26 protein-coding genes and 1 riboswitch are annotated in these 22,567 nt (G+C 32.7%); of the genes, 21 read left to right on the forward strand and 5 right to left on the reverse strand.

Translation table 11 applies throughout. From position 1 onward, the window contains the following. The first annotated feature begins 28 nt into the window (after window positions 1–28). The 21 genes from eutM (at window position 29) to BQ5344_RS03725 (ending at window position 16,934) form a co-directional block, all read left to right on the forward strand. On the forward strand, window positions 29–304 hold the full coding sequence (gene eutM, locus BQ5344_RS03625) for an ethanolamine utilization microcompartment protein EutM (protein ID WP_071124188.1): 276 nt from the start codon (window positions 29–31) through the stop codon (window positions 302–304). A gap of 50 nt (window positions 305–354) precedes the next feature. Beyond that, window positions 355–681: a BMC domain-containing protein gene (locus BQ5344_RS03630; protein WP_304412253.1), complete on the forward strand. Its 327-nt coding sequence runs from the start codon at window positions 355–357 to the stop codon at window positions 679–681. A gap of 2 nt (window positions 682–683) precedes the next feature. Further along, window positions 684–1,115: a EutP/PduV family microcompartment system protein gene (locus BQ5344_RS03635; RefSeq protein ID WP_026745881.1), complete on the forward strand. Its 432-nt coding sequence runs from the start codon at window positions 684–686 to the stop codon at window positions 1,113–1,115. Between the two features lie 19 nt (window positions 1,116–1,134). Continuing rightward, entirely contained in the window at window positions 1,135–1,902 is a 768-nt protein-coding gene (locus tag BQ5344_RS12550) for a BMC domain-containing protein (RefSeq protein ID WP_071124189.1), read from the forward strand. A 2-nt stretch (window positions 1,903–1,904) separates the two neighbouring features. Beyond that, window positions 1,905–2,201 (forward strand): BMC domain-containing protein, encoded by a 297-nt coding sequence (locus BQ5344_RS03645; protein WP_006805312.1) that lies wholly within the window; start codon window positions 1,905–1,907, stop codon window positions 2,199–2,201. A gap of 51 nt (window positions 2,202–2,252) precedes the next feature. After that, window positions 2,253–3,716 carry an acetaldehyde dehydrogenase (acetylating) gene (locus BQ5344_RS03650; RefSeq protein ID WP_071124190.1) on the forward strand — a complete coding sequence of 488 codons (1,464 nt, stop codon included), beginning with the start codon at window positions 2,253–2,255 and terminating at the stop codon, window positions 3,714–3,716. 17 nt (window positions 3,717–3,733) lie between these two features. Beyond that, entirely contained in the window at window positions 3,734–4,519 is a 786-nt protein-coding gene (locus BQ5344_RS03655) for an ATP--cob(I)alamin adenosyltransferase (RefSeq protein ID WP_021768572.1), read from the forward strand. Window positions 4,520–4,539: 20 nt separating this feature from the next. Further along, entirely contained in the window at window positions 4,540–5,175 is a 636-nt protein-coding gene (gene eutD / locus BQ5344_RS03660; protein WP_071124191.1) for an ethanolamine utilization phosphate acetyltransferase EutD, read from the forward strand. A gap of 27 nt (window positions 5,176–5,202) precedes the next feature. Then, on the forward strand, window positions 5,203–5,847 hold the full coding sequence (locus BQ5344_RS03665; protein WP_071124192.1) for an ethanolamine utilization protein: 645 nt from the start codon (window positions 5,203–5,205) through the stop codon (window positions 5,845–5,847). A 1-nt stretch (window position 5,848) separates the two neighbouring features. After that, on the forward strand, window positions 5,849–6,118 hold the full coding sequence (locus tag BQ5344_RS03670) for a EutN/CcmL family microcompartment protein (RefSeq protein ID WP_026745886.1): 270 nt from the start codon (window positions 5,849–5,851) through the stop codon (window positions 6,116–6,118). Between the two features lie 4 nt (window positions 6,119–6,122). Beyond that, on the forward strand, window positions 6,123–6,431 hold the full coding sequence (locus tag BQ5344_RS03675) for a hypothetical protein (RefSeq protein WP_006805306.1): 309 nt from the start codon (window positions 6,123–6,125) through the stop codon (window positions 6,429–6,431). Between the two features lie 17 nt (window positions 6,432–6,448). Further along, window positions 6,449–7,567 (forward strand): 1-propanol dehydrogenase PduQ, encoded by a 1,119-nt coding sequence (locus tag BQ5344_RS03680; protein WP_071124193.1) that lies wholly within the window; start codon window positions 6,449–6,451, stop codon window positions 7,565–7,567. A gap of 21 nt (window positions 7,568–7,588) precedes the next feature. After that, on the forward strand, window positions 7,589–8,167 hold the full coding sequence (locus BQ5344_RS03685) for an ANTAR domain-containing response regulator (RefSeq protein WP_021768567.1): 579 nt from the start codon (window positions 7,589–7,591) through the stop codon (window positions 8,165–8,167). Continuing rightward, window positions 8,160–9,563, forward strand: a complete 1,404-nt coding sequence (locus BQ5344_RS03690; protein ID WP_071124194.1) for a sensor histidine kinase — start codon at window positions 8,160–8,162, stop codon at window positions 9,561–9,563. Before BQ5344_RS03685 ends, BQ5344_RS03690 begins: the two co-directional genes overlap by 8 nt. 46 nt (window positions 9,564–9,609) lie before the next feature. Further along, window positions 9,610–11,040 carry an ethanolamine ammonia-lyase reactivating factor EutA gene (gene eutA, locus BQ5344_RS03695; RefSeq protein WP_071124195.1) on the forward strand — a complete coding sequence of 477 codons (1,431 nt, stop codon included), beginning with the start codon at window positions 9,610–9,612 and terminating at the stop codon, window positions 11,038–11,040. A 30-nt stretch (window positions 11,041–11,070) separates the two neighbouring features. Further along, a complete protein-coding gene (locus tag BQ5344_RS03700; RefSeq protein ID WP_071124196.1) occupies window positions 11,071–12,435 on the forward strand; it encodes an ethanolamine ammonia-lyase subunit EutB in 1,365 nt (454 codons plus the stop codon). Window positions 12,436–12,448: 13 nt separating this feature from the next. After that, complete coding sequence (gene eutC, locus BQ5344_RS03705) at window positions 12,449–13,375, forward strand: ethanolamine ammonia-lyase subunit EutC (protein WP_071124197.1); 927 nt, start codon at window positions 12,449–12,451, stop codon at window positions 13,373–13,375. Between the two features lie 44 nt (window positions 13,376–13,419). Further along, the gene (gene eutL / locus BQ5344_RS03710) at window positions 13,420–14,073 is read left to right on the forward strand and encodes an ethanolamine utilization microcompartment protein EutL (protein WP_006805299.1); all 654 of its coding nucleotides are present in this window, start codon (window positions 13,420–13,422) and stop codon (window positions 14,071–14,073) included. 106 nt (window positions 14,074–14,179) lie between these two features. Further along, a complete protein-coding gene (gene eutH / locus BQ5344_RS03715) occupies window positions 14,180–15,271 on the forward strand; it encodes an ethanolamine utilization protein EutH (RefSeq protein WP_071124198.1) in 1,092 nt (363 codons plus the stop codon). A 79-nt stretch (window positions 15,272–15,350) separates the two neighbouring features. Continuing rightward, entirely contained in the window at window positions 15,351–16,448 is a 1,098-nt protein-coding gene (locus BQ5344_RS03720) for a haloacid dehalogenase-like hydrolase (protein WP_071124273.1), read from the forward strand. A gap of 24 nt (window positions 16,449–16,472) precedes the next feature. Further along, window positions 16,473–16,934, forward strand: a complete 462-nt coding sequence (locus tag BQ5344_RS03725; protein WP_071124199.1) for a cupin domain-containing protein — start codon at window positions 16,473–16,475, stop codon at window positions 16,932–16,934. A 102-nt stretch (window positions 16,935–17,036) separates the two neighbouring features. On the opposite strand, the gene BQ5344_RS03730 is transcribed toward BQ5344_RS03725, so the two are convergent. The 5 genes from BQ5344_RS03730 to nikA form a co-directional block, all read right to left on the reverse strand. Then, window positions 17,037–17,807, reverse strand: coding sequence for an ABC transporter ATP-binding protein (locus tag BQ5344_RS03730; RefSeq protein WP_071124200.1), 771 nt, complete (start codon window positions 17,805–17,807; stop codon window positions 17,037–17,039). A 1-nt stretch (window position 17,808) separates the two neighbouring features. Then, window positions 17,809–18,594 carry an ATP-binding cassette domain-containing protein gene (locus BQ5344_RS03735; RefSeq protein WP_071124201.1) on the reverse strand — a complete coding sequence of 262 codons (786 nt, stop codon included), beginning with the start codon at window positions 18,592–18,594 and terminating at the stop codon, window positions 17,809–17,811. Then, window positions 18,582–19,394, reverse strand: a complete 813-nt coding sequence (locus BQ5344_RS03740; protein ID WP_071124202.1) for an ABC transporter permease — start codon at window positions 19,392–19,394, stop codon at window positions 18,582–18,584. Before BQ5344_RS03740 ends, BQ5344_RS03735 begins: the two co-directional genes overlap by 13 nt. A gap of 2 nt (window positions 19,395–19,396) precedes the next feature. Continuing rightward, window positions 19,397–20,341 carry an ABC transporter permease gene (locus BQ5344_RS03745; RefSeq protein ID WP_071124203.1) on the reverse strand — a complete coding sequence of 315 codons (945 nt, stop codon included), beginning with the start codon at window positions 20,339–20,341 and terminating at the stop codon, window positions 19,397–19,399. Between the two features lie 128 nt (window positions 20,342–20,469). Then, on the reverse strand, window positions 20,470–22,092 hold the full coding sequence (gene nikA, locus BQ5344_RS03750) for a nickel ABC transporter substrate-binding protein (RefSeq protein WP_071124204.1): 1,623 nt from the start codon (window positions 22,090–22,092) through the stop codon (window positions 20,470–20,472). A gap of 282 nt (window positions 22,093–22,374) precedes the next feature. After that, a riboswitch (adenosylcobalamin-variant (AdoCbl-variant) riboswitch) is annotated at window positions 22,375–22,478 on the reverse strand. Between the last annotated feature and the right edge of the window lie 89 nt (window positions 22,479–22,567).

Consider the following 22,567-nt stretch of genomic DNA (forward strand, 5'->3'; position numbering starts at 1 on the left):
TTATAAAAAAATTTAGGAGGTAATAACTATGGCAACATTAAATGCACTAGGAATGATAGAAACAAAAGGATTAGTGGCTGCGATAGAAGCTGCGGATGCAATGGTAAAAGCAGCAAACGTAACATTAATTGGTAAAGAACATGTAGGTGGAGGATTAGTAACAGTTCTTGTAAGAGGAGATGTGGGAGCTGTTAAGGCTGCGACAGATGCAGGAGCTGCTGCTGCAGAAAGAGTTGGAGAATTGATTTCAATTCATGTAATTCCACGTCCACATGGGGAAGTAGAAACTATTTTGCCTAGATAAAATAAGTTTTAGAAAGGATTTGTTAAATGGAAGAAGAAAAAAAACAGAGAATGATACAGGAATATGTGCCTGGTAGGCAACTAACATTGGCTCATATAATTGCAAATCCCCAAAGAGATTTATCAAAAAAAATAGGACTTCATGAAAACAAGGTAAATGCTATCGGAATTTTGACAATAACTCCAGGAGAAGCAGCAATAATTGCCGCAGATCTAGCTACGAAAAGTGCTGGAGTTGAAATAGGATTTGTTGACAGATTTACAGGATCCGTTGTAATAAGCGGAGATGTAGGTAGCGTAGATGCTGCTGTAAATGAGGTAGTTTCCTACTTTGCAAATATATTAAAATTTAGCATAACTCAAATAACGAGGTCATAAAATTGAAAAGAATACTTTTAATAGGGAAATCCATGTGCGGTAAAACAACATTAACTCAGAGAATACATGGACTGGATATAAAATATGAAAAAACACAGATGTTAACGTATTCTAACGACATACTTGACACTCCAGGCGAATATATGGAAAATAGAATGCTTTACAAAGCACTAATTGTAAGCTCGTATGATTGTGATGTTATAGGGATGGTACAAGCGTGTGACGAAGAGCATAATGTGTTTCCGCCAGGATTTTCAACAGCTTTTACAAAGCCTGTAATTGGAATTGTAACTAAATCTGATTTGGGCGGAGATGTGAAAAAGGCTTGTGAAATATTGGAAAATGCAGGAGCTGAACAAGTTTTTGTTGTAAGTTCTTATGAAAACGAAGGAATTGAGGAGCTTGTAAAATATTTGGAAGATGCTTCCGAGTAGACAAGAAGGTGATAGATAGATGGATTCATACGGATATGTGGAGACACGGGGGCTTGTAACGGCAATAGAAGCTGCAGATGCCGCCTTGAAGGCAGCTAATGTAACACTTACAAACTGCTATTATGTAAAAGGTGGAATTGTAACCATTGAGGTTATGGGAGATGTAGCTGCTGTAAATGCCGCTGTGGATGCCGCAAGTGAAAGTGCCAAAAGGCTTGGAAATTTCCTGAGCAGTAACGTTATTGCAAGAGTGGCTTCTGAAACAAAGAAAATTCTGATAAGTGATATTGGGAAAAAATCTGATAAACAAACTGAAACTGTGCAAAATGATGAAAAAATTATTGAAGAATTAGACAATGAAAATGAAAAAATCGAAGTTGAAATAGTTCCAGAAGAAGTGGTTGAGCAGGCAGTAGATGAAAATTCAGATATTCAAAATGAAAATCAAGTGACTGAAGAGCAATCTGAAGATATTACGGAAAAAATTGAAACAGAAGAAAAACCAGAAGAAGTAATTCAGGAAATAACAGAAAATGAAGAAGCCCAACAACAAAACGATATTATTCAGGAAAATGAAGAAGTTTCAGTAACAGAAACTTTAAAAAAAAAAGATGAAGAAACAAAAGAAGAGATAAAAAAGGCAAAAAAACATTATCAGGACATGAAGGTGGCAGATTTAAAGACAAAAGTAAACAGTCTTAAACTTGGGTACACTTGGAACCAGATAAAGACAATGCCAAAGAAAAAATTAATAGAAATTTTGATAAAAAATAATCAGGAGGAATAGAGATGGCAACATTAAATGCATTAGGAATGATTGAAACTAAAGGATTAGTAGCGGCAGTAGAAGCTGCAGATGCAATGGTAAAAGCTGCAAATGTTACATTAATTGGAAAAGAACACGTAGGTGGAGGATTAGTAACAGTATTGGTAAGAGGAGATGTAGGAGCTGTTAAGGCTGCAACAGATGCAGGAGCTGCAGCAGCAGAAAGAGTTGGAGAATTAATTTCAATTCATGTGATCCCACGTCCTCATACTGAAATTGAGGCTATATTGCCAAAAGCAAGAATAGTTGAGGGTGAATAAGAGAACTTAAAGTAATCAGACAACAGTGATTATTTATAGAAAGGACAAACTATGGACAAAGATTTACAATCAATACAGGAAGTAAGAGATTTATTAAATAGTGCAAGTAAAGCATTTGAAGAATACAGTCAGTTCTCACAAGCTCAAATTGATGAAATAGTAAAGGAAATAGCTGAAGAAGCTCAAAAGCATGAAGTGGAACTGGCAAAATTAGCTAACGAAGAAACAGGATTTGGACGTTGGGAAGATAAGGTACTAAAAAATAGATTGGCATCAGTTGGTGTATATGAAACTTTGAAAGATCAGAAGACAAAAGGAATAATTTGTGAAGACAAAGAAAATGGAATAACTGAAATAGGAGTTCCAATGGGTATAATCGCGGCTTTAATTCCATCAACAAACCCAACTTCAACAACAATATATAAAATAATGATTTCATTAAAAGCAGGAAACGCAGTAATTGTAAGCCCACACCCAAATGCGAAGGACTGTATAATAAAAACTGCGGAATACTTAATAAGAGCTGCAGAAAGAAAAGGAGCTCCAAAAGGATTAATTGGAGTTATAAAGACTCCTACATTACAAGCAACGCAAGAGCTTATGAAACATAAAAAGACTTCATTGATTTTGGCGACAGGTGGAGAAGCTATGGTAAGAGCTGCTTACAGTTCTGGAACGCCTGCTATAGGAGTAGGACCTGGAAATGGACCTTCATTTATTGAAAGAAGTGCAGACATTAGAAAAGCAGTTAAACGAATAATAGACAGTAAGACTTTTGACAATGGGGTAATCTGTGCGTCAGAACAGTCAATTGTTACAGAAGAAGTAATAAAACATCAAGTTGTTGATGAATTGAAACGACAAGGTGCATATTTCTTGAATAAAGATGAAAGAGAAAAAGTTGGAAAAATTCTAATGAGAGCTAACAACACAATGAATCCGAAAATAGTAGGGAAAACAGCTTTGTATATAGCTGCAATGGCTGGAATAACAGTTCCAACAACTACAAAAGTTCTAATTTCGGAAGAAACAGAAGTTTCTCACTTGAATCCTTATTCAAGAGAAAAATTATGTCCTGTATTAGGATTTTATACAGAAGAAACTTGGGAAAAAGCATGTGAAAAATGTATAGAAATTCTTCAAAATGAAGGAATTGGGCACACAATGTCAATGCATACAAACAACGAAAATATCGTAAGAGAATTTTCATTGAAAAAACCAGTTTCAAGATTACTTGTAAATACACCTGCGGCACTTGGAGGAGTTGGAGCAACAACTAACCTTATACCTGCATTCACATTAGGATGTGGAACAGTTGGAGGAAGTGCAACTTCTGACAATATAGGACCTTTAAATCTAATAAATATTAGAAGAGTAGCTTATGGTACAAAAGAACTGGAAGCATTGAAAAATGAAGATGCTTGTGCTTGTACAGATTCATGTGGACTAAATAATAATGAAAATGATATAGAAAATATCATAAGACAAGTATTGGAAGGAATTTATAAAAAATAGATAGGGTGTGATAAAAAATGCCTGTTATAACAGAAGGAATGCTTAGAAAATTAGATAAGGAAGGGCAGCTTGAAAAAGTACAAATAACTGAAAAAGACATTCTCACACCATCAGCAAGAGAGTTTTTAAATGTAAAAAAAATTGATTTTAGAATCAAAAAATCACAGGAGCAAGTTGTAAATAATGGATCAGATGATGTAAACAAAGTTAAAGACTCTCCCGCTAATACTTCCGAAGAAAAAGTTGTCAAAAAGAGAGAATACAGAGATTATGTGACAGGGGCTATTTATGATAAAAAGCCTGAATTCATGACTCAGCTTTTTGGGGACAATTTAGTTGTAAAAAATCATAAAAGAATCATTTTAAGAGGGAAATTTGATATTTTACAAGCTGAAATAATAAAATATTGGAAAAAGTATGAAAAAAACAAGAAGCTGGAAAGCGACTTTGCACAGACATATAGATTTGTACGGGACTTATTTATAAGCGAAATGACCGATACACCATTTCAGGAAAGAGATGTTCTTGGATACGATATTGACACATTAAAGGATATAACTCACAATACAATAAAATATTATAAAACAGGACATTTGTTTGAAATAAATATAGATTTTGATGAATCGGTTATTGATATAAATTATTTGAGAGCTTTGTCAAGGGAATGTGAGCTTTCCGCAGTAGACGCTTTTTACAAGGAAGGAAAAGTGGAAAGGCTGGATATGCTAAAAGCATTAAATCGTTTGAGCAGTATATTGTACTTGATGATGTTAAAAGCGAATAACGGAGATTATAAATCATAAGCTCCGAATTGGGAGATATTATGTATAGAAATGAATTGGAGAGAATAATAAGAGAAAAATTACAGGAAATAATGGGTGCAGAAAAAGATGATACCTTTATGGTTGAGGCTTCGGGACGACATGTACATCTTACAAAGGAACACGTAGAAGCACTTTTTGGAGAAGGTTATGAATTGACTCCTGTAAAGGATTTATCACAGCCAGGACAATTTGCAGCTAAGGAAAGAGTTAGGGTAATCGGACCAAAAGGCGAATTTTCCAATGTTGCAATATTAGGACCATGCAGAAATTTTTCTCAAGTGGAATTATCACTTACTGACTGCCGTGAAATTGGAGTCAAGGGAGTAATAAGAGAAAGTGGAAAAATCGAAGGAACACCCGGAATATTACTAGGTGTAGGAGATAAATATGTGCATCTGGATAAAGGTGTTATTGTTGCCAAAAGACATATTCATATGACAAGAGAAGATGCAGAAAGATTTTCTGTAAAAGACGGTGAAACTGTAAAAGTAAAAATTCACAGCGACAGACCGTTAATATTTGATGATGTTTTGATAAGAGTAAGGGACAGCTTTAGACTGAGCATGCATATAGACTTTGATGAAGCCAATTCTTGCGGATATATTTCAGGAGTGACTGGAAGTATTGAAAAGTAGCTCTAAAAAATATTGTGAGGAGATGAAATGGATACTCAAAATTTGATAGAAGTGCTTGCAAGGGAAGTGTTAAAGGAAATTGCAAAAAGGGAAAATGAAAAATCATCTAAAAATCATGAGGTAATTTCTAAAAAATCTGTAGTAACAGCTTTTTTGGGAAATGATGAGATTTTGAAGGATGAACTTAAAAATGAAACATCATTTATGGATAATGTAAAGCTAGACAGCACATGGGAAGACGTTAGACAAAATGAAAATAAAAAAGTACTTGTAGTATCAACTCTTGGAATAAATGATTTAATAGATCTTTCACAAGGTAGAAAAAGTATTATGACAGAGTTTCTTTTTAATGATTCACAAGTTATTCTTGTAGAAGAAGGTTTGGAATATAAAAAATATACTAAGCCTGCTGCGTTAATTAATCTTTACGACGAATATCTTGAGAAAGTAAAGGAATTTGGAATAAAGGTTGTGAAAAGAACAGAAGTTAAAAATATTTTTTGTGCAAAAGAAAAGGTTTATTTGAAGGGATTGATAACAGAAAGCAGACTTAGAAAGCTAGGATTAAAAAATCAGATGCTTGAAGTTGATGCAAAATCTAAAGTAACTTCCCTTGCAATGGATTATATAAAAGAAAATAGTATTGAATTATACTATGAAAGAGGACAATAGTATGTTAATTGGAAAAGTTGTGGATAATGTCTGGGCAACAAGGAAGGATGAAAAACTAAAAGGATTAAAACTTATGGTAGTTGAAGTAGAAGGAACTGGCGAAGGGCATGGAAGCAGAAAAATGGTAGCGGCAGATTACATTGGATCTGGACAAGGTGACAAGGTAATAATTGTTACAGGAAGTTCTGCAAGACATATATTTGACGCTGAAACTCCTGTGGATGCAACTATTGTAGGAATAATAGACAGTTTGGAGTCGGAAAAGGAGTAAAAAAATGAAAAAAAGATTGATTACGGTAAAAAATCTTTCTGAATTTGTTCAAAACAAGGAATTAGTGGTTCAGGCTGATATGATTATTACTCCCGGGGCAAAGGACATAATTAGGGAACAGGGAGTCGAAGTAAGATATGAAAAATCTTTCTGTGAATCAAACTGTGAATCAGAAAACAAAGTAAAAAATGAAATAAAAAAAGACTGTGGGGATTTAGAAAGAAAAGTTATTGAAATACTTGTAAAAGATTATAAAATAACAGATTTTGAAACAGTCCAAAAAATATTATCCAAATTAAAAGAATTACGATAAGAAAGGAAGTGGATTCAATGGGGTTATTTCAAATAAAACCGGATATTCATTATGGTGCTAATTCTTTGGATATATTAAGAACGCTGGAAATGGAAAAAGTATTTTTAGTTACAGATGAAAATATGGTAAAACTAAAAGTTACAAATAAAGTTGTTAATATTTTAAAATCACGAGAAATAGAAACTAAAATATATTCGGATGTAAAGCCTGATCCCACTGATGAGGAAATTATAAACGGAATGCTGGAATTAAGTGCATATAATCCTGACTGCATAATAGCACTTGGAGGAGGTTCCCCAATAGATGCCTGCAAATCAATGATTTATTTTACAAATCAGATAAAAAAGGCAATTGGACAAAATAAAAAGCCAAAATTTATTGCAATCCCTACAACGAGCGGAACAGGGTCAGAAGTAACGTCTTATGCAGTTGTTACAACAAAAGATAAAAAAATACCACTAAGTGACAGTGAAATGCTGCCAGATATAGCAATCTTAAATCCAGAATTTATAAAAACTCTTCCACCATCAATAATTGCAGACACTGGAATGGATGTTTTGACACACGCCATAGAAGCATATGTTTCAAGATCTAGAAATCTGTTTACAAATACACTTGCACTAGGAGCAATAAAAACTGTTTTTGCTGATTTGGTAAGCAATTTTGAAAATCCTCAGCTTGAAAGAGAAAGAATTGATTTACAGATTGCTTCGTGCATGGCAGGAGTAGCATTCAGCAATGCAGGATTAGGAATAAATCACAGCATAGCACATTCACTAGGAGCAAGATTTCATAAGCCGCATGGACGGCTTAATGCAGTAATAATGCCAAAAGTTATAAAGTTTAATGCACAAAATAAGAATGCGGCAAGATATTACCGTGAAATTGCTGAAGCGTTGGGATTTACACCTAAAGAAGATGCAGAAGGTGTAGAAATGCTAGCAAAAGCAATCAAAATGAGAGCGGCTAAAATGGGAATACCAAATAATTTAAGAGAACTAGGAATCCCAGAGGAACAATATTTTTCTGAAATGGAAAGTATCATTGATCAGATAGAAAATGATCTGTGTACAGGGGAAAATCCTAGACGATTTAACAGAATTGAAATGAAGCAGTTATTGAAAGATTTATATTAAATTCGAGGAAAAGGAAAAAAAATGAGAAAAATAATAGTTGTAGATGATGAGCCGATAACAAGGATGGATATTTGTGAAATACTTAGAGAAGCCAATTATGATGTAGTTGCGGAGGCAGGTGATGGATTTGATGCAATAGAACAGAGCAAAAAATATAATCCTGATTTTGTAATAATGGATGTCAAGATGCCAATACTGGACGGATTAAAGGCAGCGAAAGTAATAAGAGAACAAAAATTGTCTAGAGGTATTGTTTTACTTACAGCATATTCCAATAAAGAATTTATAGAGGAAGCAAAAAATATAGGAATAATAGGATATATAGTGAAACCCATCGACGAAAAGTCCTTTATTCCTAACCTGGAGATTATATTTAACAAACAGGAAGAATTTGAAAAACTGGAGAAAAAATATTTGAAAACAAGTCAAAAGCTGGAGGATAGAAAAAAAATTGATATAGCCAAAAGTATTTTGATGAAAACAAGGAATTTTACTGAAAATGAAGCATATGAGTACATAAGAACACTTAGTATGAACAAAAGGTGCGATATGGGAAAAATAGCCGATATTATAATTTTATCTGGAGATGAAGATGCTTAGAACGATATGTAAACAATATACGGAGCTTTCAAATAAAGATATTGAAAAGCTGGAGAAAATATGTGAAGGGCTTCCAGTTATGAGCAAGTTATTAAAAGCAGACGTATTTATTGATTGTATGACGGAAAATAGAGATACAGCGATTGTAGTTGCCGAGGCAAATCCAAGGCGAGGTTCGAGCTACACTCAGAGCGTTGTAGGGAAATTTGCCTATAGAAAAAATGAGCCTGCGGTATTAAGAACGCTGGAAACTGGACATCCATCACGAGATTATAAGGCATTGACACAGGAAAATAAAAGCGTAACACAGAATGTAGTGCCTATAAGAAGTGATGAGGAATCTGGAGAAATAATAGCTGTTCTTATAGTCGAAGAGGGCATGAATGAGGAAAATATTAACAAGGAACTGAGTTTTCTTAATAATGCGACTGATGATATTCTTATGAGCTCTGTTGGAATGTTGCGGGAACGTAAAATAATCGACTACATCAATGATGGAATTATAATTTTTAATGAAGAAGGTCTGTGCATATACGCTAATTCCAGAGCTAAATATGTATACAGGAAGATTGGCTATAAGGATTTTTTCCTTGGAGAAAAATTTGATAATATAGTAATTGATGATGTTGAATTTGAGGATGTGCTAAGTGGAAAAGTAAGTGAAAAATCAGATGTAAACATATCAAATATGGTTTTGAGTTTGGAATATATATTGGTAAAGGAAACAAAAGATGTTAAAAATGTCGTTTTATTTATAAAAGATATTACAGAAATTAAAATCAAGGAAAAGGAACTGATTTTAAAATCAGTTGCAATTAAAGAAATTCATCACAGAGTAAAAAATAATTTACAAACCATTGCAAGTTTGCTTCGGATACAGGCAAGAAAAACAGATGATAAAGCTGTAAAAGCGGCATTTAGTGATAGTATAAACAGAATATTAAGCATATCAGTTACTCATGAATTACTTGCTCAGAATGGACTAGATGAATTGGAAATAAAGGAAGTTATAAATAAAATTCTGAAAAATTCGGTAAGAGAAAATTTGGAAGGACATTTAAAACTAAAAATAGATGTAATCGGAGATAATTTTGAAATCAATTCAGACAAGGCAACAACAATTGCACTTATAGTAAATGAACTTGTGGAAAATTGTATAAAGCACGCTTTTAAGGGGCGTAGCAGAGGACATATAACAATTAAAGTAAAAAGTGGAGAGATGAAATCCCGTATTTTCATAAGTGATGATGGGATTGGAATGGACGAAAAGAACTTTGAAAAAGGGAGTATCGGATTGCAGATAGTGAAAAGTCTTGTAAAGGAAAAACTTTATGGGAATCTGGATATAAAGACTGGTAATAAGGGAACTGAAATCAGTTTTGGGTTTGAAAATTGATTTATCTTTATATTAAATATTAATGAAGACAAAGGAGTCTTGTATAATGATAGAAGAAATATTAAGTGTAGGAATAGACATTGGAACTTCTACTACTCAGCTTATTTTCTCAAAAATTTATATAGAAAACAGAGGAACTGCATTTACAGCGCCTCAGCTTAAAATAATAGGAAAAGAAGTTATATATAGAAGTGACATTTATATTACTCCGCTGGAAACTGAAACAAAAATAGATGCAAAAAAGGTTAAGGAAATAATAGAATCTGAATACAAAAAAGCCAATATTCAATACAAAGATGTTTCGACAGGGGCTGTAATAATAACAGGAGATACGGCAAGAAAGGAAAATGCCAAGGAAGTACTGCAAATTCTTAGTGGAATGGCAGGAGATTTCGTTGTTGCGACAGCAGGACCTGATTTGGAGAGCATTATTGCTGGAAAAGGTTCGGGAGCTTACGGATATTCTGATGAGAAAAATACAAGTATCGTAAACTTTGATATTGGAGGAGGAACTACAAACATTGTAGTTTTCAACAGAGGAGAAGTGGAAGATACAACCTGTCTTGACATTGGGGGACGGCTTGTAAAATTTGATGAAAATGGGAATACACGTTATATTTTCAAAAAAATGTACGATATTGCTGCTGATGTAAATGTAAAATTGGAATTAGGCAGAAAAATAAACGAACAGGATTTGAGAAAAATAACGAGAAGAATGGCACAGCTTATTCTTGAAAGTATTGAACTTTTGCCAAAAACAGATTTGTACCATAAAATAGTAACATATAAAGATTTCAGAAAACGTAATGGCAGCATTGAACATTATTCATTTACTGGAGGAGTTGCAGATTTCGTTTATGGAAAAACTGAAAAGGACTTGTACAAATATAATGATATAGGGGTAGTACTTGGAGAGGAACTGGTAAAAGTACTGAAAGAGTTAAATATAGAGCCTCTGAAATTAAGTGAAACAATTGGAGCGACAGTAGTTGGTGCAGGAAGCCATACGACAGAGATAAGTGGAAGTACAATAACTTATACTGAAGGAATTTTTCCAATAAAAAATATTCCTGTACTGAAAATGTCTGAGGCAGATGAGCAGTTGCCAATTAATGAACTAGGAAATATTATTGAAAGTAAACTAAACTGGTTTAACTCTGAAAGTGAAATTGAAAATGTGGCACTTGCCTTTAAAGGTAAACACAATATGGCATATACTGACATAATGGAGCTATCTTCAGTGATTTCAGATGTTATAAAAAGGAAACATGACAAGACTCACCCTGTAATCGTTATAGTTGAAAATGATATGGCAAAAGTATTGGGACAATGTATGAAATTGGAGCTTGATGATTACGATATAATTTGCATAGACAGTGTAAAAGTGAGAGATGGAGATTATATTGATATAGGAGCGCCACTAGGAAATGGAAATGTATTACCTGTTGTAATAAAAACATTGGTATTCAGTTATTAAATAAAAAATTTAGAGAGGTGGCATGTAACAATGGTATTAAAAACTAAATTATTTGGACATACTTATGAATTTAAATCTGTAAAAGATGTACAAAATAAAGCGAGCGAATTTAGATCAGGAGACGAACTTGCAGGAGTAAGTGCAAGCACAGCAGAAGAAAGAGTGGCTGCTAAAGCTGTATTGGCTGAATTGACATTGGCAGATTTAAGAAACAATCCTGCAGTACCTTATGAAGAAGATGAAGTTACAAGAATCATACAGGATGCTGTAAATGAAAAAATTTATGGAGAAATAAAAAACTGGACTGTAAGTGAATTAAGAGAATGGATTTTAGATTCTCATACAAGTGGTGACGACATAAAGAGAATCAGTAAAGGTCTTACAAGTGAAATGGTAGCAGCAGTTGCCAAACTTATGAGTAATATGGATCTTATTCAAGGAGCAAGCAAAATAAGAATTAAAAAATTCTGTAATACTGAAATAGGTGGAGAAGGAATACTTGCCACAAGATTACAGCCTAACCACACTACTGATGATCCAGATGGAATTATGCTTTCAACTTATGAAGGGCTTAGCTTTGGGCAAGGAGATGCATTGCTAGGATTAAACCCAGTTGATGACAGTGTTGACAGTGTTATGAGAGTATTGCACAGATTCCATGAAATAAAAACTAAATGGGAAATTCCTACACAAATATGCGTATTGGCTCACGTAACTACACAAATGGAAGCAGTTAGAAGAGGAGCGCCTACAGACTTGATTTTTCAAAGTATTGCAGGATCTGAAAAAGGAAATGAAGCATTTGGTATAACTGGAGATATGATTCAGGAAGCAAGAGATTTGGCATTAAAACATGGAACAGCGACAGGACCTAACGTAATGTACTTTGAAACAGGACAAGGTTCAGAATTGTCATCAGATGCTCACCATGGTTGCGATCAGGTTACAATGGAAGCAAGATGTTACGGATTTGCGAAAAAATTTGATCCATTTATTGTAAATACGGTTGTTGGATTTATCGGACCAGAATATTTGTATAACAGTAAACAAGTAATAAGAGCTGGACTTGAAGATCATTTCATGGGTAAACTTACTGGAATCTCAATGGGAGTTGACGCTTGCTACACTAACCACATGAAAGCGGATCAAAACGATATTGAAAACTTGAAAGTATTATTAACAGTTGCTGGATGTAACTACTTTATGGCTATTCCTGCGGGAGACGACATCATGCTTAACTATCAAACATCTTCTTATCACGATGATGCTACATTAAGAGATTTATGTAACAGAAGACCTATAAAACCTTTTGAACAATGGTTAGAAAAAATGGGAATAATGAAAGATGGAAAACTTACAGATAGAGCCGGAGACGCTTCAATTTTCTTAAAATAGGGAGGAAAAATCAATGTTATCAGAAAGAGAACTAAAAGATGTAATCGAAAAAATAATAGGTGAAATAAAAGTAAATGAACCAGTAACAGCTGTGGAAGAAAAAGCGCCAGTTGTGAGTACAAGTTCAACTTATATTGAAAGTGGAGATGAGCCACGTGAAAATCCGCATATTGTAAATGGAGAAGTAAGAGATGTTGGACAAATAAATATCAAAGATCAAATGCTTGTGGATAATCCTGAAGACAGAGAAGAATACATGAAATTAAAACAAAAAACATCTGCAAGACTTGGAATTGGAAGAGCTGGAACAAGAATGAGAACAGAAGTTCTTTTAAGATTAAGAGCAGACCACGCTGCAGCGCAAGATGCCGTGTTCAATGATGTGCCTACAGAATTTCTTGATGAGCTTGGATTGTTTGAAGTTACTACTGAATGTGAAAGCAGAGACCAATATATCACACGTCCTGATTTAGGAAGAAGAATTTCTGAAGAAGGAATAAAGACAATAGAAGAAAAATGTAAAAAAAATCCAACAGTTCAAATATTATTGTCAGATGGATTAAGTTCAACTGCAGTTGAAGCAAATGCAAAAAACATAATTCCTGCATTGTTAAATGGGCTTAAAGGATATGGAATTGAGACAGGAACACCATTTTTTATCAAATATGGAAGAGTTGGAGCAGGAGATCACGTTGGAGAAATTTTAAATGCTGATGTAGTTTGTATATTAATAGGAGAACGTCCTGGACTTACAACTGCAGAAAGTATGAGTGCCTACATTACTTACAAGGCTCGTCCTGGAATTTCTGAAGCAAAAAGAACAGTTGTTTCAAATATTCATAAGGATGGAACTCCATCTTCAGAAGCAGGAGCTCACGTTGCTACATTAATTAAGAAAGTAATTGATGCAAAAGCAAGTGGACAAGATTTAAAATTATAAATTAACTTAATAAAAAATAAAAATTAAAAACTTTAGGAGGAACAATGAAAGGCGATAGATTAAAAGCAAATGTACTAGCTGTAAGATTAATTCCAAATGTAGATAATGATATGGCTAAAGAGCTGGAATTACCTGAAGGACATAGAAGTATAGGAATTATAACAGCAGATTGTGATGATGTTACATATACTGCACTTGATGAAGCTACAAAAAAAGCTGTAGTTGATGTAGTTTACGGAAAATCATTCTATGGTGGAGCTGCAAATGCGAATACAAAACTTGCAGGAGAAGTAATAGGAATATTGTCAGGGCCTACTCCTGCGGAAGTAAAAAGTGGACTAGCTGCAGCAGTTGACTTTATTGAAAATGAAGGAGCATTCATAAGTGCAAATGATGATGATAGCATTGCATATTATGCACATTGTGTATCAAGAACAGGAAGTTATTTATCAAAAACAGCAGGAATTGCAGAAGGGGAATCATTAGCATACCTAATAGCACCTCCGCTTGAAGCAATGTACGCTTTAGATGTTGCATTAAAAGCAGCAGATGTAAGTTTAGTTGCATTCTTTGGACCACCTTCAGAAACAAACTTTGGTGGAGCACTTTTAACAGGAAGTCAGTCAGCATGTAAAGCTGCGTGCGATGCTTTCGCTGAAGCAGTAAAATCTGTGGCAGATAATCCATTAAATTATTAATTCAATTTTACTCAAACTTCAAAATAATTTGATTTTTTGGTCATATTTTAATGAAGTTTGAGTACATTAAAATAAACTTCATAAAAAATAGATTTTGGAGGACAAAATGAGTATTAATGAAATTATCATCTATATTATGGTTTTATTCATGGTAATAGGTGGAATAGATAAATGTATTGGAAATAAATTTGGTTATGGTGAAAAATTTGAAGAAGGAATTATGGCAATGGGTTCTCTTGCAGTTGCAATGGTTGGGATTATTTCATTAGCTCCTGTTCTAGGGAAATTGTTAACACCTATTGTTGGACCTATATATTCAGCATTAGGAGCAGACCCTTCAATGTTTGCAACAACATTGCTTGCAAATGATATGGGAGGAGCACCGCTTGCATTAAGTATGGCAAAAGATCCTCAATCAGGATTATTTGCAGCATTTATATTAGGTTCAATGATGGGACCAACTATTGTGTTTACAATTCCTGTTGCTTTGGGAATTATTGAGAAAGAAGATAAGCCATTTCTTGCAAAAGGGATATTATCAGGAATAACAACTATTCCTTTGGGATGTCTAGCTGGAGGGCTTGCAGCAGGATTTCCAATTGGAATGGTACTTAGAAACTTAGTTCCGATTATAATATTTGCAGTATTAATTTGTATAGGATTATGGAAAATACCTGAAAAAATGACAAAAGGATTTTCAATTTTTGGACAAATTGTAGTGACAGTTATTACAATAGGTTTAATTGCGGCAATTATTGAAAAATTGACAGACAAAAAAGTAATTCTAATTCCAGGAATGGATCCGATAGATGAAGGATTTAAAGTAGTAGGTGGAATTGCAATAGTTCTTGCAGGAGCATTCCCGCTGGTACATTTTATAACACAAGTGTTTAAAAAACCATTGACTGCTATAGGAAAAAGTTTAGGAATGAATGAGGCTGGAGCAGCTGGTTTCGTTGCAACTTTGGCTAATAATATTCCAATGTTTGGAATTTTAAAAGATATGGATGCAAATGGAAAAGTTATGAATGTTGCCTTTGCAGTAAGTGCTGCATTTGTATTTGGAGATCATTTAGGATTTACTGCTGGATATAATAAAACAATGGTATTCCCAATGATAGTTGGAAAATTAGTAGCAGGAGTAACAGCGATATTTGTAGCAAAAGTATTATTCTGCAAAAAAGAAACTGCAAAATAAAAAATAAAAAATATACCCGAGGAGATGAAAGATGAAATTTAATGTGAAAAAATTAATTGGATTATTGGCATTTTTAGTTATGGCATTGGCGTTATCAGCTGCCAATTTAGATGAATTAAGATGGGTTCCCAAAAATAGGGCAGCCTTATCAAAACTTATTGATGAAAATAAAAATCAAGGAAATTATGTAGTTTTTGACTGGGATTATACATCAATTTATCAAGATACTCAAGAAAATCTGTTTAGATACCAAATAGATAATTTGAAATTTGAAATGACACCTGCTGCCTTTTCAAAGGCAATTAGAAAAGATATTCCATTAGATAATTTTGACAAGGAATATTCAAATGTGAAGGGGCAAGCTATTAATATTACAAAAATAGCAAATGATTTAGATAAAAGATATACTTTCCTTTATAATAATTATATAAAAGATAAAAAAATGTCTTTGGAAAAAATAAAAGCGACAGAAGAATTTAAAGACTTTAGAGGGAAATTGGCATTTCTTTACGAAGCAATAGGTGGAAGTTTCTCTCATGATATTGCTTATCCATGGGTTCTTTACCTGTTTGACAATATGACTGTAGAAGAAGTGCAAAAATTGGCAAAAGAAGCTAATGATTTTGGAATAGGAAATAAACTTGGAAAATATGTTCTTGAATCAAGTGATAAGTTAACAGGTGAAGCTGGAAAAGTTAGATATGAATATAAGAGTGGATTAAGAACTCAGCCTGAAACAGCTAACTTATTTCATGAATTTGAGAAAAATGGTATAAAAGTGTATATAGTTTCAGCGTCTCTTGAAGATATAGTAAAAGTTTTCGCAAATGATAAATCTTATGGGTATAATTTGAGTGCTGACAGTGTTTACGGAATGCGTCTTGAGATGAATGGAAATAAATATAGAGCTGAGTACAAACATGGTTATCCACAAACACAAACTAAAGGAAAAGTTGAAGTAATAAATAAATACATAAAAGCAAAACATGGTGGAAAAGATCCTATTTTAGTTGCAGGTGACAGTATAGGAGATGCTAATATGCTTTCTGAATATAAAGGTACAAAAATTTTACTTCTTATGAAAAGAAAAGGAAAACTTGACGACTTAGCAAAAGATCCAAGAGCATTAATTCAAATAAGAAGCGAACAAACAGGATTATTCGTTCCTGAAAATTAATATAGTAATTTGGGAGGAAGAACAATGGATTTAAAAAATTTAGACAGAGAAACATTAGAAAAAATACTTAGAAAAGTAGTACAAGAAGAACTAAAGAGAAAAGTCGGAGGATTTGAAAAACATATTGATAAAAGTGGAGTAGGAGTTGTTAAAATTCCTTCAGTAAAACCTGAAAAATTTGATACTGGAAATCCTAACGACAAAGTGTTCTTAACTGATGTATTTACAATAGAAGAAAGTGGAAGATTGAGTTGCGGAGTTATGGAAATGGAAGAATCTGCATTTGATTGGGAACTGAACTATGATGAGATAGATTATGTAATAGATGGAACATTAGAAATCATAGTTGATGGACGTAAAGTTACAGGAAACAGGGGAGATGCCATTTTAATCCCTAAAGGTTCAAAAATAAAATTTAGTGCTCCTAACTTTGCAAGATTTTTATATGTAATTTATCCTGCAAATTGGCAAGATACTTGTAAATAAGATAATAAATACCCCTAAATAAAATAGAGGCTGTTAATCAACTACATTGTGCAAAAGTGATAACAGCCTTTTGTGTTATTTAAAAGGGAAATAAAGATAAGTTTATTGAGTAGTTTCAATAAAATTTACAGCCTTTCCCAAAATACGTTTTATTCGTTCATTTTTTACTATGATAGGAGAATCAAGATTTTCAATAATATCGGCTATCTCTCCATTTTCTATTATAGCTATTTTGTCGCATAGGTAATAGCAGGCTTCAAAATCATGAGAAATAAAAATGTATGTTAAATTCATAGTTTCTTTTAGTGAGCCGAGCAGTTCAAGTATTTGCTCCTGAATGATAGGATCAAGACCGCTCACAGATTCATCAAATATGATTATTTCAGGTTCTAGTATTAATGCTCTTGCAATACAGACCCTTTGTAGCTGTCCTCCGCTTAGTTGAATGGCTTTTTGTGACATAAATTCAGGGTTAAGTCCTACTTTTTCTAAAAAATTTTCTGCACGTTTTTTCATTTCCTCGTATAAAATTTCTTTTTTATAGTGTATTTTTAGAGGTTCAGTCAAGACTTCCTCGACTGTATATTTTGGATTTACTGCACCAAAAGCATTTTGAAAAACTAACTGAATTTTACGATGAATTAAGGATAGTTGCTTTTTATTGATATTTTTGTATGATATTTCATTAAATATGATATTTCCTTCATCAAAAGATTCCAATCCTACAAGCAGTTTTGCTAATGTACTTTTTCCTGATCCGCTTTCTCCCATAATACCAAGACATTCATTTTGTGAAACAGATAAATTTATTTTGGACAAAATGGCTTTTTTATCATAGTATTTGCTTACATTTTCAATTACTAATTTTTTCATATTAAATTCCTTCTTTTTTGTATCTTGTGTAGCGTTTTCTTAATATTAATGATTTGCCGTAGTCGCTTTGAGGATTTTTTAACATATCAAAAGTATTACCTTTTTCAATCAAATTTCCATTTTTCATAATAATTATTTTTCCGTCAAGTTCTTTTGCGAGATTGTAATCATGAGTAATTACTATAAGTGAAGTATTTTGAGATTGCAGATTTTTCAGTAATTCAGTAACTTTTTCGGTATTATAGTAATCAAGGGCTGAAGTAGGTTCATCGGCTATCAGCAGTTCAGGTTCCAGCTGAATCATCATGGAAAACATTATTCTTTGTAACATTCCACCACTTAATTGGAATGGATATTTTTTCATTAGTGCTTCTGGATTTGGAAGATTTAATTTTTTCATTTCTTCAATCATTTTATTTATACATTCTTTTTTTGATAAACCAAGCCTGCTTTGAAACAGCTCCACAGCGTGAGATTCGACATTTTGAAAAGGATTAAAGACAGCCATAGGATTTTGGGAAATGTATGAAATTTTTTTACCTCTGTATTTATTCCATTCCTTTTCTGATATTTTTAATAAATCTTTTTTATCAAAAAATATATTCCCGTTTATATTGGCATTATCAGGCTTTATTCCTATTAATAATCTGGAAAGCATTGTTTTTCCTGAACCGCTTTCACCAATGATAATGAGAGTTTCCCCTTTTGGTAATGTAAATGAAATGTCATTTAGTATCGTTTTGTTATCAATACTGACTTTTAGTGCATTTATATTTAATTTTTCCATAATTTTTTAATTCCTTTATTGTCAAAAGTTTCACCTAACAGGTTAAATGTTAAAACTGTTATGAAGATAGCAAGTCCTGGATACAGCACCAGCCCTGGAATTCGTCTAAAGTAAGGTTTTGCGTCATTTAGCATCATTCCCCATTCGGATATGTTTGGCTGTACTCCTATTCCTAAAAAGGAAAATCCTGAAATCATTAAAATTATATTTCCAATATTCATTAGGGCTGCTATTAGAACAGGCTTGAAAACAAAAGGAAGAATATGTCTTCTTATTATAAAAAAAGGTGAAGCTCCGATTGCCCGTGCTGCCTGAACATACTCCTGCTGTTTGACACTAGAAACTGTATTTCTTAAAATTCTTGCATAGTAAATCCATTCAATAGCACTTACAGCAATTACAATATTTCCTATTCCTTGTCCTAAAATACCGACAAATGCCATTGATAAAAGAAAACTCGGAAAAGCCATAAAGACATTTACAATCCATAAAAATATTTTATCCAGTTTGCCTCCAAACCAGCCTGCCAAAATTCCTACAGGAAAGCTTATACATAATGTAACAACTGTAATTAGACTTGAAATCATAAGTGACAGCCTTGTTCCGTAGATTAACCTTGAAAGAACATCCCTTCCCATATGATCTGTTCCCAGTTTATGGATTTTACTTGGAAGCTGAAGTTTTTGTGAAATATCAGTAAACTGTGGATCATAGGGAGCAAGTAAAGGTGCAAAAATAGCAATGAAAATCAATATACCAAGTAATGATACTGAAAAATAAAATAATTTTCTTTTTTTCATAATTATAATACACCTCCAGCTTTGGATTTTTCTTTTATTCTTAATCTTGGATCCATATATTTCACAAGTGCTTGAGTAAATTCATTTACAATAATAGACATTATTCCAAAAAACAAAAGACAAATTTGAATTAATGGAAAATCTCCAGTTTTTACAGCTGTAGTAAATAATTTTCCAATACCAGGCCAAGCAAAAATTTCTTCAATTAACACACTTCCTGTCAGTAAATACATAATATTTGAACTTAGAACTGTAATAATTGGAATAGATGTATTTCTCAGTAAATGGTTAAGAATTATTCTTTTTTTTGAAACACCTCGAATAATTGCATTTTCAACATGAGCTTTATCCATTTCTTCAAGTATATTTTTTCTTATAAAAAAAGTTGTCTGTGCAATTAAGGGCAGTACAAGTGTTATGCAGGGAAGTATAAAATTTTTCCAGTCGCCTCTTCCCGAAACAGGCAGGATTTTTAATGAAACTGAAAAGAAAATAATTAGTATGTATCCTAGCCAGAAGGTAGGAAGAGATACTCCTGTGTATGATAAAACTTGAACTATATAGTCAAAAACTGTATTTTTTTTGATTGCACTTAGGATTCCCAATAAAGGAGATAATATAATCAAAATTACAAATGAGAAAATCCCAAGCTGAAAAGTCGGAACAATAGCTTCGTTTACAAGTTCTATAACAGGAGCTTTTTTTGTATATGATATTCCAAAATCGCCTTTAAATATATCTGTGAGCCAGTTAAAATATTGAATATATAAAGGTTTGTCTAATCCTAAATTTTTTCTAGCTGCTGTTAATGTTTCAGCAGTTATGCTTACATGAGATGCCCTTAAATAATTTTGGGCAGGATCTCCTGGCGACAGTTTTACAAGGAAAAATGTAATAACTGATATTGCCAGAAAGATTGAAAATAATGATATTAATTTTTTTATCACAAAATCATCCCTTAAAATTGAATATTTTAAACCTCTCCAAAACCAAACTTCTAAAAATTATTTGAATAAATTATCCGTAATTTTTAGATTCAATTTTAAAGAGGCTTCACTATTTTGGTATTTTTAATTTACTTTACTTTTACAGTTGTCCATACAGGAATTCTATTTTCTTCTGGCATAAATTTCACGCCTTTCAGTTCTCCAGTTCTATAAACACTTAGTAAAGCTTGATAGCTGATTGGAATATATACAGCTTGCTCTTGCAAAGTAGTTAATACATATTTATACATTTCATTTAATTTAGTTTCATCAGGTTCAATTAATAAAGCTTTAATAGTTTTATCTAGTTCAGATTTCATTGGTAAACCTAGTTGTGCAGCGTAGGCAGGGTTTGTTCCTTTAACTGAATCATCAGCCATTGCAGTCAGGTAAGCATGTGGATCCCAAGGAGCTCCCCATGAATAGTCAGACATTAAGTCATAATTTTTTGCAGTTGCATTTTCCCAGTATGCTTTTTCTTCCATTGCCTTTAAGTCAACTTGTATACCAATTTTTTTCCATTCTCCTTGAATGTATTCTCCTACATTTTTATCTGTAACTTTAGAACTGATGTAAGGGAAAGATAGAATCATTTTTTTACCATCTTTTTCTCTCATACCGTCAGCACCTTTTTTCCATCCTGCTTCATCAAGCAATGCCTCTGCTTTTGCCAAGTCAAAGTTATATTTTGTAAGTTCTATATTTGTGTGAGGTACATTTGGTGCAAAAATTGTATCAGCAGGTTTTTCGATACCACCAAATATATTTTTTGCGATACTTTGCTTGTCTACAGCGTGACTTAACGCATGTCTTACTTTAAGATCTTTTAAAATAGGGCTTGTAGTATTTAAAAGTATCATTCTTGTAGACATTGGTTCAGAAGTGGCAGTAGTATATTTTTTATCTTGTCTGTATGTTTCAAATCTGTCTAGGCTAATTAAACCGTTTCCATAAATCAAATCAATATCTCCAGCTTCAAATTGAAGAGCAAGTGTTTCGCTATCTGGAATATTTTTAATTACAACTTCTGAAGCGGCAGGTTTTTCTCCCCAGTAATATTCATTTCTTACAAAAACTGCATATTCATTGTTTTTATGCTCCTTTAATACCCAGGCACCTGTTCCTATAGGTTTTTTAATCCCTTTGGAAGTATCTCCGTTTTCAGGAAATCCAGCATCTCCAAGAAAACGTATAGGACGGATCATTGCCAAGTCATATAATGTTGCAGTATAAGCTGTATCTAAAACTATTTCAAATGTATAGTCGTCAACTGCTCTGTATGATTTCAAATGATTAGTAAATGCAAACCATGAGTGATTTGATTTGTTTTGCTTAGAAAAGATAGTGTCAAAGTTTTTTACAACATTTTTTGCATTAAAGTCTGAACCGTCTGAAAATTTTACATTTTTTCTCAATTTAAAAGTGTAAGTTTTTCCATCTTTGGAAATATCCCAAGATTCTGCCAGCATTGGTTTAATTTCTCCATTTTCCCCGTAAGATACAAGTCCGTCGTAAACCATATCCTGTGTAATAAACTGGCTTGGTAAGTATTCGTGAGGATTTAAGTTCCCAGTAGGATCCTGATTAAATGCCAATGTAATTTTACCAGATTTTTCTGTTTTTCCTTTTGCTGCATCTTTTTGCTTTGGCTGGCAAGCAAAAATAAGTCCCATCATCAACATGATGATAATCGTTTTGAATGAATTTCTCATTTTTTCTCTCCTTGATTTTATTTGAATTTTATTATTTTACAAAATGTTTAAAATAACAAATTAAACTTTTTCTCATAAAAAAAACCATTTATAAAGCAAACGGTTAAAATTCTAATCACAGTAATGTATTTTAAACTGAAATTAAAAGTCAAGACTACTTTGTTAGTCTTCTAATTATGTTTAAAGTTTTTAGTTCAATTTTGAAAGAATACGATTAACTTAAAAAATTTCAGGGTTTTAAAATTCATCTAACCATCTGCCGTAGTTAATTAATGAATAATTATTATGGATAGTTATCCGACTTAAAACATAAAAATACAGTTTTTTCACGGTTGCGGGACAGTGTAAGAATTTCACTAACTTTCCTATCTTTCGATTTTTAAAATCAGTCATAATAAATTAATTTTAATATTTATATTTTATTGTAAAAATAATAATTATAAATTTATTGTAATTTTAACATATTTCATATATT

The organism is Leptotrichia massiliensis (assembly GCF_900104625.1).
Classification (GTDB): domain Bacteria; phylum Fusobacteriota; class Fusobacteriia; order Fusobacteriales; family Leptotrichiaceae; genus Leptotrichia; species Leptotrichia massiliensis.

Coding starts and splice junctions, on each gene's coding strand:
- BQ5344_RS03730 (WP_071124200.1), bottom strand. CDS start 17,807: ATGAAAAAATTAGTAATTGAAAATGTAAGCAAATACTATGATAAAAAA.
- BQ5344_RS03680 (WP_071124193.1), top strand. CDS start 6,449: ATGGGGTTATTTCAAATAAAACCGGATATTCATTATGGTGCTAATTCT.
- eutA (WP_071124195.1), top strand. CDS start 9,610: ATGATAGAAGAAATATTAAGTGTAGGAATAGACATTGGAACTTCTACT.
- BQ5344_RS03735 (WP_071124201.1), bottom strand. CDS start 18,594: ATGGAAAAATTAAATATAAATGCACTAAAAGTCAGTATTGATAACAAA.
- eutM (WP_071124188.1), top strand. CDS start 29: ATGGCAACATTAAATGCACTAGGAATGATAGAAACAAAAGGATTAGTG.
- BQ5344_RS03720 (WP_071124273.1), top strand. CDS start 15,351: ATGGCATTGGCGTTATCAGCTGCCAATTTAGATGAATTAAGATGGGTT.
- nikA (WP_071124204.1), bottom strand. CDS start 22,092: ATGAGAAATTCATTCAAAACGATTATCATCATGTTGATGATGGGACTT.
- eutD (WP_071124191.1), top strand. CDS start 4,540: ATGTATAGAAATGAATTGGAGAGAATAATAAGAGAAAAATTACAGGAA.
- BQ5344_RS12550 (WP_071124189.1), top strand. CDS start 1,135: ATGGATTCATACGGATATGTGGAGACACGGGGGCTTGTAACGGCAATA.
- BQ5344_RS03645 (WP_006805312.1), top strand. CDS start 1,905: ATGGCAACATTAAATGCATTAGGAATGATTGAAACTAAAGGATTAGTA.
- BQ5344_RS03665 (WP_071124192.1), top strand. CDS start 5,203: ATGGATACTCAAAATTTGATAGAAGTGCTTGCAAGGGAAGTGTTAAAG.
- BQ5344_RS03655 (WP_021768572.1), top strand. CDS start 3,734: ATGCCTGTTATAACAGAAGGAATGCTTAGAAAATTAGATAAGGAAGGG.
- BQ5344_RS03740 (WP_071124202.1), bottom strand. CDS start 19,394: ATGAAAAAAAGAAAATTATTTTATTTTTCAGTATCATTACTTGGTATA.
- eutH (WP_071124198.1), top strand. CDS start 14,180: ATGAGTATTAATGAAATTATCATCTATATTATGGTTTTATTCATGGTA.
- BQ5344_RS03630 (WP_304412253.1), top strand. CDS start 355: ATGATACAGGAATATGTGCCTGGTAGGCAACTAACATTGGCTCATATA.
- BQ5344_RS03685 (WP_021768567.1), top strand. CDS start 7,589: ATGAGAAAAATAATAGTTGTAGATGATGAGCCGATAACAAGGATGGAT.
- eutC (WP_071124197.1), top strand. CDS start 12,449: ATGTTATCAGAAAGAGAACTAAAAGATGTAATCGAAAAAATAATAGGT.
- BQ5344_RS03675 (WP_006805306.1), top strand. CDS start 6,123: ATGAAAAAAAGATTGATTACGGTAAAAAATCTTTCTGAATTTGTTCAA.
- BQ5344_RS03725 (WP_071124199.1), top strand. CDS start 16,473: ATGGATTTAAAAAATTTAGACAGAGAAACATTAGAAAAAATACTTAGA.
- eutL (WP_006805299.1), top strand. CDS start 13,420: ATGAAAGGCGATAGATTAAAAGCAAATGTACTAGCTGTAAGATTAATT.
- BQ5344_RS03670 (WP_026745886.1), top strand. CDS start 5,849: ATGTTAATTGGAAAAGTTGTGGATAATGTCTGGGCAACAAGGAAGGAT.
- BQ5344_RS03700 (WP_071124196.1), top strand. CDS start 11,071: ATGGTATTAAAAACTAAATTATTTGGACATACTTATGAATTTAAATCT.
- BQ5344_RS03650 (WP_071124190.1), top strand. CDS start 2,253: ATGGACAAAGATTTACAATCAATACAGGAAGTAAGAGATTTATTAAAT.
- BQ5344_RS03690 (WP_071124194.1), top strand. CDS start 8,160: ATGCTTAGAACGATATGTAAACAATATACGGAGCTTTCAAATAAAGAT.